This window comes from Neglectibacter caecimuris (assembly GCF_034335015.1).
Classification (GTDB): Bacteria; Bacillota; Clostridia; order Oscillospirales; family Acutalibacteraceae; genus Acutalibacter; species Acutalibacter caecimuris_A.
On the sequence record NZ_JAWXXK010000011.1, the window covers coordinates 1 to 11,590 of the forward strand.

14 protein-coding genes and 1 pseudogene are annotated in these 11,590 nt (G+C 55.2%); all 15 read right to left on the reverse strand.

What is annotated here, in order from left to right; translation table 11 throughout:
- Positions 1 to 584 (reverse strand): annotated as a pseudogene (locus tag U8T64_RS13095) (hypothetical protein); the annotation flags it as partial.
- Between the two features lie 69 nt (positions 585 to 653).
- Positions 654 to 2,561 carry a portal protein gene (locus tag U8T64_RS13100; protein ID WP_322184176.1) on the reverse strand — a complete coding sequence of 636 codons (1,908 nt, stop codon included), beginning with the start codon at positions 2,559 to 2,561 and terminating at the stop codon, positions 654 to 656.
- Positions 2,562 to 2,635: 74 nt separating this feature from the next.
- On the reverse strand, positions 2,636 to 4,210 hold the full coding sequence (locus U8T64_RS13105; protein ID WP_322184178.1) for a hypothetical protein: 1,575 nt from the start codon (positions 4,208 to 4,210) through the stop codon (positions 2,636 to 2,638).
- An 89-nt stretch (positions 4,211 to 4,299) separates the two neighbouring features.
- A complete protein-coding gene (locus U8T64_RS13110) occupies positions 4,300 to 5,058 on the reverse strand; it encodes a hypothetical protein (protein ID WP_322184180.1) in 759 nt (252 codons plus the stop codon).
- A gap of 57 nt (positions 5,059 to 5,115) precedes the next feature.
- Positions 5,116 to 5,826, reverse strand: coding sequence for an N-acetylmuramoyl-L-alanine amidase (locus tag U8T64_RS13115; RefSeq protein ID WP_322184182.1), 711 nt, complete (start codon positions 5,824 to 5,826; stop codon positions 5,116 to 5,118).
- Positions 5,827 to 5,828: 2 nt separating this feature from the next.
- Positions 5,829 to 6,260, reverse strand: coding sequence for a phage holin family protein (locus tag U8T64_RS13120; protein WP_322184184.1), 432 nt, complete (start codon positions 6,258 to 6,260; stop codon positions 5,829 to 5,831).
- 35 nt (positions 6,261 to 6,295) lie between these two features.
- Positions 6,296 to 6,421, reverse strand: coding sequence for a CD1375 family protein (locus U8T64_RS13125; RefSeq protein WP_367575424.1), 126 nt, complete (start codon positions 6,419 to 6,421; stop codon positions 6,296 to 6,298).
- A 49-nt stretch (positions 6,422 to 6,470) separates the two neighbouring features.
- Complete coding sequence (locus tag U8T64_RS13130) at positions 6,471 to 6,596, reverse strand: CD1375 family protein (protein ID WP_322184188.1); 126 nt, start codon at positions 6,594 to 6,596, stop codon at positions 6,471 to 6,473.
- A 108-nt stretch (positions 6,597 to 6,704) separates the two neighbouring features.
- Entirely contained in the window at positions 6,705 to 7,115 is a 411-nt protein-coding gene (locus U8T64_RS13135; RefSeq protein ID WP_322184190.1) for a hypothetical protein, read from the reverse strand.
- Positions 7,116 to 7,124: 9 nt separating this feature from the next.
- Positions 7,125 to 8,072: a hypothetical protein gene (locus tag U8T64_RS13140; protein WP_322184192.1), complete on the reverse strand. Its 948-nt coding sequence runs from the start codon at positions 8,070 to 8,072 to the stop codon at positions 7,125 to 7,127.
- A 105-nt stretch (positions 8,073 to 8,177) separates the two neighbouring features.
- Positions 8,178 to 8,732 carry a hypothetical protein gene (locus U8T64_RS13145; RefSeq protein WP_322184194.1) on the reverse strand — a complete coding sequence of 185 codons (555 nt, stop codon included), beginning with the start codon at positions 8,730 to 8,732 and terminating at the stop codon, positions 8,178 to 8,180.
- Positions 8,726 to 9,097, reverse strand: a complete 372-nt coding sequence (locus U8T64_RS13150; RefSeq protein WP_322184195.1) for a hypothetical protein — start codon at positions 9,095 to 9,097, stop codon at positions 8,726 to 8,728. Before U8T64_RS13150 ends, U8T64_RS13145 begins: the two co-directional genes overlap by 7 nt.
- Positions 9,098 to 9,210: 113 nt before the next feature.
- Complete coding sequence (locus tag U8T64_RS13155; RefSeq protein ID WP_322184197.1) at positions 9,211 to 10,221, reverse strand: phage major capsid protein; 1,011 nt, start codon at positions 10,219 to 10,221, stop codon at positions 9,211 to 9,213.
- A 94-nt stretch (positions 10,222 to 10,315) separates the two neighbouring features.
- Positions 10,316 to 10,723 (reverse strand): hypothetical protein, encoded by a 408-nt coding sequence (locus U8T64_RS13160; protein ID WP_322184199.1) that lies wholly within the window; start codon positions 10,721 to 10,723, stop codon positions 10,316 to 10,318.
- A gap of 36 nt (positions 10,724 to 10,759) precedes the next feature.
- Positions 10,760 to 11,566, reverse strand: a complete 807-nt coding sequence (locus U8T64_RS13165) for a hypothetical protein (protein WP_322184201.1) — start codon at positions 11,564 to 11,566, stop codon at positions 10,760 to 10,762.
- Positions 11,567 to 11,590: the final 24 nt, after the last annotated feature.

Below are 11,590 nucleotides of genomic sequence, written 5' to 3' on the forward strand. Positions count from 1 at the left end.
TGCTGGCCGTACCGGAAGCTTCTGTCTGTGTTCCACTGGTTCAGGTCGTTCAGGTAACGGCTGTAGGCCTGCTGGTACAGCTCCGGCACCTTGTCCGACAGCTGCGCGGCATAGTAATCTCCCGCCTGGCTGGCCGCCGTCATGGCATAGCTGCTGGGCAAGCCTCCCGTAGACGCTGCGGCCGTTCCCAGCGTGTCCTGGGTGGCACGCTGGCCCTCCCGCAGATACTGCTTCTGGTACGCCTGATATACCGGGTCTGTTTCCAGGTTATAGGAAAAGGTGGGCTTTTCCTCCTGCATTTGAAAGCTTCTCGGAGAGGGATCGTCCAGGTGATACTGATTTCCCGACCTGCCCTCCGTATAGCCGCCGTATAGGCTTCTCGTCCGCTCTGCGCTCTGGTTGGCCCTGATTCTCTCCTCCTCGGTTGTCGCCGCGTTGTAATCTATCTTTGACTGCAAAATGCTCATGCCCGCGTCCGGGTTTTCCTGGGCCAGCTTCCAGTCTGCCTCGGAAAATCCATTCCCCAGGCCCCAGCCCTGCTTTTCTGTTGCTTTCAAAAAATCGTCATAAGTATAGGTAGGCATAATTTTTTCTCCTTTGCTAAGATTGTAAATTGTTCGGTCAGGGGACTCTCCTGCCTGTTTTTCTTCGCCTTACATGACCGGCATTCCATTTCCCGCCGCTTCCGGAGGAAGCTCCGGCTGCCCCTGTACCTGCGGCGGCATTTCCGCTGTTTGGGCCATTTCCGCCATCTGGGCCATTTGCGCTTGCTGGGCCTGCTGGGCTTGCGCCTGCTGAGCCTCCTCCGCCTGTCTGCGTTCCAGATACCGCCTGGTTTCCCCCGCGCCGGGATAATGCAGCAGCTCCATCTTCCCCCAAAACAGAAGCAGTGTGTTCAGCTCCGCGGGGTTGCCGAAGGCCCCGCTTTGCAGGTTCTGCCTGGTTTCCTGCCACATGGCCTCCCGGTTGTTCGCCAGAGGGGCGGTGGTATCGCAGGAAAACAGAAAGCCATCGTTCCAGTACCATTCCCCGGCGGCGTCCTGCTCCAGAAAATCGTAACGGTTGAATTCCTCGTACAGGGGATTGCCGTCCATATCCCGGGAAATCACCGGGCGCTTTTCGTCCGCATAGGCCAGCTTGAATTTGAACATGGCCTCAAACAGCTGGGCATAGGCGGCGTCTTTCATCACCCGTTTGCTTTCCAGCCGCCCCGCCGCCTGATTGGCGGAAAATTCCTTGGCCCTGCCGGAGGTGGCGGTGGTGTCCCTTCTGCCCTGGAAGGAATCTGTAATGCCGATGACCTGCCGGGCCTCCTCGTACACCTGAGCCAGATAGGCCATATCCTGGGAAATATTCCCCTCCATGTCCTTCACGCTGATCATCTGGGCCGCCGCGGGCGTGCCGGGGCGGATCACCTTCATGTCCTCCGCGTCGGCACGGAGAGAGGCGTCGTCCGGCAATACCAGATAGCTGCCGGATTTTACCAGCTTTTCAATGATCTTCGTCTCGATGCGGTTGGCGGTGTTCTGCTGGTCGGCGATCTTATCCACATCGGAATCGCCTAAAAGCTGGCCGTACACGGAAACATTCTTTTGCAGGATCACCGGGAAAATATCCGGCTTGTAATAGGGGATCCGGGTGGGCCCCGCCGTTGTGACAACGCCCCCCAGGCCGTCCTCCTGCTCCTGGGCAAACACCCCGGGGATCGTGGAGCCGTCTGACCGGGCGATGGGGTCCCACAGCTCTTCAAACTCCTCCTCCGAGTCCTCCCACTCCTTACACCCGCATTTGGGGCAGGGCTGCTTTTCGCCGCCCTCCGGCTTTGGGGCGCCGCAGTCCTTGCAGCGTTTGATCCGCCTTGCCTGGTAATCCGGCAGGTCCTCCAGCTCGGTATCGTTCACCCAGGAATACAGACCGATGCCGCCGGAATCATTTTTGTAATAGGCGGTATACTGCGTTACCGTATCGGTTCCCTTGCCGTCCTCCTCTTCCTGCTCCAGCTCCTCCAGGGTCACACCGTACCGCTTGCGAAGGCTTTCCTTCGTTTGGGGCAGCTTCAGGATCACATAATCCATGTCCTGTATGCCGGTGGTCACGCCCTCCTGGGGGATCAGCTGCTTCGGGTGCACCGCCGTGACCGCCAGCTCTCCCACGGTGGTGTGGGTTCTTTTGCGGTTGTCCCACTCCACCAGGAAACAGGCGCCGCCCTGAATGGGCACGGTGCGTTCCATCATATCGTTCAACTGCTCAAAGGGAAGCCTGTCCAGCTCATTTCGGAGCATATCCTCAATGAGCCGCGCCTTCCCCTCGTCCTCCTTCCGCTTTGCCGTTACCTTCGGCTGGGGAATGGAGGAGTTCACCTGGGCTTCGATCAGCTCCGCCGTCAGGTTTCTCACATGGGCGGCCTTTGTTTTTCTGTCTCCCTTCACCCGGGAGATCAACCGGCTGCTCCCCAGATAGATCTCCTGCCTTGCGTCCATGGCGTCCAGCGCGCTTTGGCAGGCGTTTTCGTTTTTCAGAAGCCTGTCCTGCCACAGCTGCAATCTGCTTTTATTTGCCACAATGAAGCTCCTTTCTTGTTGTCATGTGATTGATTCTTGTGAGAAGGGCAGCTAACAGCCCTTCCCTTTAACGCCTAAATTGCGGCTCCTAAATCCGACCCCGCGTAATATTCCCGGCTCAGGGAATACAGCGTCCAGCCTCCCGTGCCCTCCAGGCGCAGCCGCCAGTGGTCACACCGGCGGGGGATCACCGGAAGGAGAAAGCTTCGCTTTTTCGGGGCCGCCTGCAATACAGAAACCGTCTGCCAAGCGTCCTCGCTGTCAAACTTCAGCTTGATCCCGAGAGTGGCCCCCGGCTCCAGCTCCACCCGAAGCTGGATCTTGGAAAGCCCCTTTTCATCTGAGCTGTTCTCGATAAAATCTCCGAATTCCGCGAAGCTTTGCAGCTGCGCCTCCTCTTCCCCCTGCTCCTCTGTTCCGCCAGGGTTGCAAAGCCACATGCTTCCGCCGCGGTCCAGGCACACCAGCCCGCCGTTGTCCCAGGCAAAATCCAGAACCTCTGTGCTGTCCTCCCTGTGCCACAGGCCTGTACGGGTGTCGAACACGAAAAGGTGCCATGCGCCCGTTTCCCGCTCCTTCATGGAAACATAATACTTTCCGCCGTCGGAGCCCCCTGCCGCGTTTTGATAGACCGCTTCCCCGAAGGCGTGGGAAATATCCTCCGGCATGCCGCCGGAGCAGGCCGCGATACCGGAGCGGGAAAGATAAAACAGCCTCTCTCCCGCCACGGCCAGGCTTTTTTCCGCCCCGGCCTTTACGCCCAGCCTGGCGCTGCCCATCACCTGAAAATTGCTGGGCTTGCTGCCGTACACCTTGTAAATGTGATCCTCCTTGAAAAACATGGGGTATCCCATAAAGGAGCAGGCCGCCGTAAAATTTCCCGCGCTGCCTACCTCAACGGCAAAGCTGTCAGTGGCAAGGCCGTCAAAATTGTTCCAGATAAAGGGATTCCCCAAATAGGAGGCATAGATGGTATCTCCCTTGCAGCCCCACACCCGGTTTTCGTTCTCGCACAGAAAATCCAGGTCCGGCACCTCCCGCTTGAGGGTTACCTGCCCCGTCCAGGATTTTTGAGCAAAGGTATTTTCATAAAACCGCAGCTCTTTTTTGTTTTCCGAAAGCTCTCGGATAATGGGGGTCTTATCATTTTCCGAAAGGGTACAGCCCGTGATCTTCACCGCTTCGTTGACCGCAAAGGGAAAGGGCTCTCCCGTTGTTTTAATGGTATTGGCCGCCGCGGGTTTTCCGCCATAGGTGCCGCTTGTGATGGTCACCGTTCCCGTCCATTCCGCCTCCAAAGCGCCGAATTCCCCGGTATCCGTGCGGTAATAGGCCTTGTCGGGGAAGATCAGCAGATATTTCCCCAGAGAGACAAATTCCTTTTTTCCGGCCTCCACCGTGCCTTTTTGTTCTCCGTCCGCGAAAAAGCCGGTGCCGTCCACCCAGAAAAGACCGTCGTGGGCATAGAGCCCATGGGGCTCCTCCAGGCAGCGCAGCAGCAGCCGCTTTCTTCGAGTGCTGAGCAGGGGAAACTTGTCCCCCGTCATGTTTTTCATATCCCACAGGGCGCCGTCCCCGGCCCCGGGGTTGTGGTCATAGCCCTTCACCTTCACCTGGGTGGTTTTTTTGATTCCGTCCTTGTAGCGCATTTCAGGAAGTCCGCTCATTTTACCGATTGCCGCACAGACAGTTTTCCGCTTTCCATGCGACCCCTCCTTTCTCCGTATGTTCTGTTCTGCTAAGAAATCAACCTGTGGGCCTTCAGTCTGGCGTCAATCAAATCGGAAAGCGCGGGTAAGGTGGCAAGCTGCTGACCGTTAAAGGAAATGACCCCGTTTCCGATCTCAAGCCTGCTGCTTCCAGCGCCCGCACTGATTTTGACAGTCTTTTTCCCGTTGATGCTGATGTTTCCGGCTGTTGCTTTGATGTACACATTCTCTTTCCCCTCATAGCTGGTATTCCCCGCTGATTCCAGCTTCAGGGAATAAGGGCGACCGGCATAGTCCGTTCCGGTGCCCACAAACATTCGCACGGTGGATTCGTCCACGCCGCTGCCGTTGTTATCCATATTGACACGGCCGATGATGTTATCGCCCGTCTCATCTAAAAAATAAAGGGACATTCCGGAAAGCGCCGATATGCCCACATCGTCCTCGGTTTTCGTGCAGATCCGAAGTCCCTCTACCGTTTGCCGGATACTGGAGAGATCTCCCCGCAGGTTCTGCACCGTTGCCGTAATGCCTTCGGCGGTGATCTCCAGCTTCGCCATGCCCTTTTCCGTTTCCTCCACCCGCACCGTCAGGGGCCCGGTAAAAAGCTTCTCCAGCCCTTTTAACTCCGTATCGTTGAAATTGTCCTGCCCCAGGTTGTTCAGCGTGTACCGCAGCTGCTCCAGCAGCTGGTACACATACCCGGCCAGGGCGGATATTTTTTCCTCCGGGCTTCCCTGATTCAGCTCGGGGAACCCCGTGTCTACTGCCAAAATATTTCCCGGCATTTTCAAAAGCCTCCTTTCAAAAAGCTCCCGGCTTTTCTATAGCCGGGAGTTGGATCTTTATGCTGATTTCTCTTTCAGCTTCTCGTGCAGATTCATAGCCACCTGGGCCACCTCCTGGCGGGTGATCTCCGCCTGGGGCCGGAAGGTGCCTTCCTTGTCCCCGCTCATCAGGCCGTTTTCCATGCAGTAGGCCACCGCGGGCTGGGCCCATTTACTGGTCTGCTTTGCCGCCTGCTCCTTTTCGTATCTCTCCTGATATTCCTTCCACTGCTCGTAGGTCACTTTCTCTTCCTCCATTTCCTTTTTTACCAGATTCAAAAATCGCTGCCAGCCCAGGTCTAATGTTCTGTGGGGGCAGTATTTCCCGTCATAGTCCTGGTGCTTCGTCACCTTGTCAAGGCCCCAGCCGTATTGTTTCAGCAGCTGAGCGATCAGCTCCGCCGCGTTTCGCTCCGCCTTCTCAAACCGCTCCCCGCCAGACTTCGACCAGCAGATCTCAATATGGATCCCCTCCATGTTTCCCTCGCCGTGACCGTCCCCGCTGGCCCACGCGTTCCGCTCCAGCGGCAGGCCCTGCACGGCCCCTTTTTCGTCCACGGCATAGTGATAACTCACCTCGTTATCATTGTTCACCATGTAGGTGATCTCACTCAGCGCCGGGGCGTCGTTGGCCGTGTTATGTACCACGATCCGGCTGGGCGTTCGGGTATAGGGGCATTTGAGATCATACCGCCATTTAGGGCAAAGCTCTTTTTGAATAGTTATCATACCTACTCCTCCTCTCCGTTTCCATCATTGCCCTGCTTTTTCAGGGCTTCCAGCATGTTTTCCAAAAATGCCGGATAGGGCACGCCCATCAGTCCGATATTTTCCAGAATGGAAAGCCCTTCGTTCGCCACAAAGAACATACACACTGCCGGCCGTACAAAGTTGTGCCCGGTGTAAGCGTCCAGCAGCGCCGCCAGAAATACCAGCAGCAGGATCGCGCATTTTCGCACCAATCCCTTAAATCCCGCCCGGCTTTCCAATGCCCCTGTCTGCGTTTTCCCGGAATTGTGAAATACCCCGGCAACGACTAAACCGGTGATATAGTCCGCCGCCATGCAGCACAGTAATATCTGCAAGGTGATATCCCACCCTCCCAGCAGATTGGAAAGGGCGCTTCCAATCATTGCCAAAACGCCCAAAACCATATTTTTCATTCGTATTGCCGCTTCCATTTTGCACCTCCAATTTTTTATTCTGCCAGCTCGCCACAATCAAGAGAGACCAGAAGATCCTTTACCTCCGCTTTCAGCCTGTCCGGCACCTGCGCAAAGGTCTTTTTCCCTTTTACAATCAAAGTAGCGTATACCACCGCCATTTCCAGCACCTCCTTCCTTAGCAAGAATCCCAAAAGCAGAAATCGCAGGCTATTCATTGCCTATAGTCCCCTGCCTGTTCAGTTCCACTTGTACCGCCTCTTGCAGAGACTTCGGCACATCGCCCAATGTTTTCTTTCCCTTGCGGATCAGTTCCGCATACACTCTGGCAATCATATTTGATTCCTCCTTTTTTTGACGGAATGTTTTGCGCTTTTGCTCCGCAAAATCCCGGTTTTTCAAACCGGGAAGCAAAACTTCCAGAAGGCTGAAAAATTCTATTTTTCAGCCTTTTTCCATTGCCTCATACATATCGCACAAGGCCATTTGCAGATCCGTGACCTGCTGTTCCAGCGCGGCGGCCCGCTCTTCCGGGGTGGGTTTACTCAGCTCCGCTTCATAGGCGGCTTGTCCCATCTCAAAAATTCTGACAGCTTCGGCATAAGGATTTTTCACATCAGCTACTTCGATCCCATCCAACCATTCGTAATCAGCAGTATTTAGCTTTAAAATCTCACCGTGAAATCGCTCTGCGATATTGTGTGCCCAAGGTTCAGTATTGCAATACTGAACCTTATCCTCTATTGTGCTGACAATATTTCCGTCTTCAGCAACATGAAGGAGTTTTTCCTGATAAGAAACAGAATACCGGTCAATATGTATCGTTCTCCCGTTTAAAGAAAAAGGATATTCCATTTTTGCCTCCTACTCGGTTTTGTTCCCAATGATAGTGTTTGTACTCCCTCCACGATTGTTTATGCTCCCCCCAAAGGCGGCGTTGTAGGCCACCATGTTTTGCTTTCCCGCAGAAGTGATATCAATCGCATAAGTATTCAGGTATTTGGTTTTTGGGTGTACGACATTTCCCAAGATCACGCACCTGGTTCCTGAAATTTCAACTGGGCAGTCGGTTTCTTTACTTGCTTGGATATAATTACCCGTAACGATTTGATCTTCCCCGCCTACACGGAGATTGGAAGACATAAAAACATTCCCGCTGATCACAGAATCAAGCTCACGGGTAGTGGAGCTGCCACTGTAATCGAATATATTGTTGCTAATTGTATTTACATACCCATTATAAAGATCAAACCCAGCATCGCAGCTCACAAACACATTATTGCAAATCACGTTCCAGCCAAATGCCCCCTCTAACGCCTTGTGAAATTCTCGAAATTGGATGTTCTGAAATACGGAATCCAATATGAGATGGCCAGTTATACCAACACCGGCCGGATATTGGGAGCGTTTCGATACTAACATGAGATCACAAATTTTAGAATTGCTCGAACCTGAAGTAACACGTATAAGAGGTCCGTCAAATTTCAGATTCAACTGAGAAGAGCAGCCATTTCCTCGCATTGTCACTTGCTTGGGGGAGGAAAGCTGGATCGTACTTGTAATATTGTAAGCACCTGAAAGGATCAGGATTTCTCCCCCTGTTCCGGGAAGTGTCTGGATCGCGGCATTGATTTCCTCCTGATCGTCTACCCCATCACAGAGATAATCACAGTCTGTTTCTGTCCAGCCAGCCGTGCTGGTGCCAATAACAAAAGTACAGAATTGTTTTGACACATCGGACAGTTGTTCTGCCGGAACTTTTCCCTCTATCAGATCCGCCTTCCCGCTTTGCAGAGCCGCTACCTCTGTCATTACACTGCTTACATCGGTATTTTCAAGCTCACTTATCAGTTGAACCGCCCGATCTCCTTGCGCCTTGGCATATTCTCCTTGGGTCTGAGCGGCAGAGGCCGTCTCCTAAGCCATTTCCGCTGCGGTATTCGCCACTTCCTTTGATTCTTGCGCGGACTGCGCGGCCGCATTAGCCTGCTCTGCCGCAGCATCTGCCGCTTCCCTTGATTCTTGTGCAGATTGCGTAGCCGCATTGGCTCGTTCAGCTTCCCTATTGGCTCGCTCTGCCGCGATATTTGCCGTTCTTTCTGCCGCTTCTGCTTTCCCCTTGGCTTCTACTGCCTCGCCTGCAGCCAACTCCGCATTCTGAGCCGCTGTGTTTGCCAATGCTGCCGCGGTCTGCACCGCCTGTGCCTTTTCCTCCGCCAGCTTCGCCGCATCCTCAGCGGCCTTTCCCTGCGTTTCCAAAAGCTCCCGCAGGGCGGTAAATTCCTCTAAGGTGTGCCATTCCTCTGAGGTGTCGTGCTTCCACTGCAATTCCCCGTTTTCATAGCGCATTTCCACATTTGCGCCATGCAGGGAATCCAGCCATTCTTCTTCTGTTCCGGGATAGCCCCGCTTTACAGCCAACCCGTAAGCCGAAAGATAATATCCCTTCCAGCCGGGAGTTCCGTTTACCATACGCCGTTTTCCCCTTCCACATTGGTGTCCGCCGGGCGGTAAGCCCCCGCGAACCACCGCATAAATTCTGAAAATTCCGTGTTGAACATCTGCATGCTGTTCTGGTATTTGTTATATTCACCGTTGGCAAAGTCGATCATGGCGTAAAGATAGGAGAGATACAGCTTATCGTGGGGCTTTTCCACCAACAGCTCCGTGTTTTTATCCGCCGGAAGAGCGTACCGCACGATCTCCACCGGCGCGAATAGAAACACCTGGGTCTGCACCATTCCCTCGCAGTCGTTCAGCCACTGTAATTTCTGCTCCTCGGTGTAAGCGTTGGGCTTTACCCTGTCTGTAAATTCCATCACTTCTTTTATTTTCACAGATTTCCCCCTTTCCCATGATGGGCGGCTGGGCCGCCGGTTTTGCTCCGGCGGCCCAGCCGCTTTTCTCATGAAAAATTGTGATTCGGTTCGGCGTTACGCCATGAATGCCATTATGCCCCCAGCAGCTTATCGCCGCCGGTCACTCCGCCGCAGGCCGCGAACCGCCAGTCGTTAAACCCGGCGGTAAAGCGGGCGTAGCCCTGCCACACGTTGGCGTCGTTGCCCTCGTCGATCCGGCTTCTCACCTCAAGCTTTGTGCGGTCCAGCCAAATGGCCCCGCCGTAGTCCTCGTTATAGCGGCTGTCAAGCAGCACCCAGGGGGAAGCACCCGCGGTGAGGTACTGGTTCAAATAAGGCCATACGATCACGTTCCACCGCCCGTACTGGTAGTTGAAGCCGTTGTTGGCGGTATCGGGATCCTTGTCCGCTCCGATGGCCGCAAACACCGCCTTTTTCAGGGCGTACTGGTTGGGGATCAGAATGGTGTCCGGAGCCACGTCCAGCACCTCGTTGTTGTCTCCCCGGAAATTCTGCATGGCGGTCTCCACCGCGGCCAGCGCGTCGTTGCTGAAGGCGTCGGAAAACAGGTTACCCTGAAGCTTTCCGGAAACCTTTGCCGGGTGGCTCTTATCGAACAGCTTCTTGCCGTCTGCCGCCGTGGTGGAAAAGGATTTCCCCTGGAAATTCACTTCCGTCTTTCCCGCCATGGCGCCGCCCAGCAGCGCCGCGCCGAACTTTTCCCTGGTGCGGTGATACGAGGTGATAAACGCCGAGGGCTGCTTCTTCAGGTCGGTGACCTTCGCGTCCTCCACGATCTCCCGAGACAGGGAAAAGCTGTTTTTCCAGGTCATATTCTCCAGGAACTTGTCGTATCCCTCCTGCATGCCGTCCACGGGATATTCCCCGTTTTCGCCTACAGGCTGGAAGCCCTCCATGGCCGTCATGGTGGTGAGCTTCTCTCCGAAATGCTTGGAAACCTCCATGCTGAACAGCTTTTTCAGCATGCTCTCCTGCTCAAAGGCCTCGCCCCGCTTCTCCAGAAAAAGCCGGATCGGCGCCTGAGATTTTCCGAAAATAGAATCCTGAAGGCCAGCGCCCTCAGTGAATGTAATATTTGCCATTAAAATTCCTCCCAAATTTTATATCGTTGCCTTTCATGGTCGGGCAGCGGAAAAGAACAGCTGTACTCCTTTCTCTGCTTCCTCCGCGTTTTCATTACTGGGCGGTCGAAGCAGCCGCTTCTGTCTTCCCCAGACGGAAGCGAGTTCTTTCGCTGTCGGTATACACGATCTCCGCTGGGCCGCCCGCCGCGGCGCTCAGCCCGCAGCCATCGATTTTCAGCTGTACCTTGTCTCCCACAGCCGCGGTAAAGCCTGCGGGGGTCTCCGTCTCAAAAATGATATCCGCCGCCGCCCGGATCACCGGGATCAGCTCGCCCGCCGTACAGGCTTTGCTTCTTTCCGTCATGCTCAGGTAAAGAGGCGTGTCGGCCCCCGCCGCCACCGCCAGCTTACCGGCTGTCAGCTTCAGTGCCATTCCCGTTTTCGGCGTGATGGCCCCGCTGGGCAGATATTCCAGCCCGGGCACCCTGCCGCTGTCTGTTTGATAGATCAAAATTGCCATGCTTTTTCTCCTTTTCATCGTGATTTTCTGACTTCTTTAACGTTTCACATAGTCGTTATAGTGGGCCTGGATCTCCGCACCGGTCACATTGGGCAGCAGCATGCGGTATTCCTCCGCGATATCCGCCGGTACCCGCATGGCGCCGCTGCCCCGGGATTCGCTCTGCCGCATATGATCCTTTCCGCTGATTTGATTTAAGGCCGCCTGCCGGGTAGCGTCTGCCGCCCGGCGGGAAAGGGCGTCAAAATTGACCAGTTTATAGGCCTCCGGCAGGGACAAGCCCTTTTCCACCAGACGGCAGATCTGCGGATATTCCGGCCGCCGGGACAGATCCTCCAGCCCCTTCACCGTGGGGTCCAGCGTTTTTACCGTGTTCAGATCCATCTCCAGCCTGGCCTTGACCCCCTCCGCCACCGCTCTCTGGGTATCACTTTGGGAGAACCTTCCCTTCGGAGACTCCTCCGAAAAGCTCTGATACGGCTGGCCCCTCTGTCCCTGATAACCGGCAGGCACATTTTGACCGCCGGCATCTCCGCCGGGATAAGGGGTCTGCAGCCCGGCGGAAGCGATCCTTTCCTTCAGCTCTTTTTCCATTTTTCGCCGGGCTTCCTGCTGAGCCCTTCGCCGGATCGCCGCATATCGGGCGTTTTCTTCCGGGCTCTGCCCGTCGTTTTCCTTCTTTTTCTCCGTGGCTTGCTCCTTTGCGGGTGCGGCGAGCTCCCGTTCTTTTTCGCCTTCCGCGCCTTCCCGGGGTTCGGGCGCCGCGACCTCCCCGTTTTCGCCTGCCGCTCCGGTGCTTTCCGGTGCTTCTACCCCAAGCGCTTCATAATAATCAAGCTCCATAACTCATTTTCCTCCTGATGCTTG

Bases quoted from the DNA above. Each gene is read 5' to 3' on its own strand.
- U8T64_RS13115 (WP_322184182.1), bottom strand. From the start codon at position 5,826: ATGATAACTATTCAAAAAGAGCTTTGCCCTAAATGGCGGTATGATCTC.
- U8T64_RS13105 (WP_322184178.1), bottom strand. From the start codon at position 4,210: ATGCGCTACAAGGACGGAATCAAAAAAACCACCCAGGTGAAGGTGAAG.
- U8T64_RS13160 (WP_322184199.1), bottom strand. From the start codon at position 10,723: ATGGCAATTTTGATCTATCAAACAGACAGCGGCAGGGTGCCCGGGCTG.
- U8T64_RS13135 (WP_322184190.1), bottom strand. From the start codon at position 7,115: ATGGAATATCCTTTTTCTTTAAACGGGAGAACGATACATATTGACCGG.
- U8T64_RS13140 (WP_322184192.1), bottom strand. From the start codon at position 8,072: ATGACAGAGGTAGCGGCTCTGCAAAGCGGGAAGGCGGATCTGATAGAG.
- U8T64_RS13125 (WP_367575424.1), bottom strand. From the start codon at position 6,421: ATGGCGGTGGTATACGCTACTTTGATTGTAAAAGGGAAAAAGACCTTT.
- U8T64_RS13120 (WP_322184184.1), bottom strand. From the start codon at position 6,260: ATGAAAAATATGGTTTTGGGCGTTTTGGCAATGATTGGAAGCGCCCTT.
- U8T64_RS13145 (WP_322184194.1), bottom strand. From the start codon at position 8,732: ATGGTAAACGGAACTCCCGGCTGGAAGGGATATTATCTTTCGGCTTAC.
- U8T64_RS13110 (WP_322184180.1), bottom strand. From the start codon at position 5,058: ATGCCGGGAAATATTTTGGCAGTAGACACGGGGTTCCCCGAGCTGAAT.
- U8T64_RS13155 (WP_322184197.1), bottom strand. From the start codon at position 10,221: ATGGCAAATATTACATTCACTGAGGGCGCTGGCCTTCAGGATTCTATT.
- U8T64_RS13165 (WP_322184201.1), bottom strand. From the start codon at position 11,566: ATGGAGCTTGATTATTATGAAGCGCTTGGGGTAGAAGCACCGGAAAGC.
- U8T64_RS13130 (WP_322184188.1), bottom strand. From the start codon at position 6,596: ATGATTGCCAGAGTGTATGCGGAACTGATCCGCAAGGGAAAGAAAACA.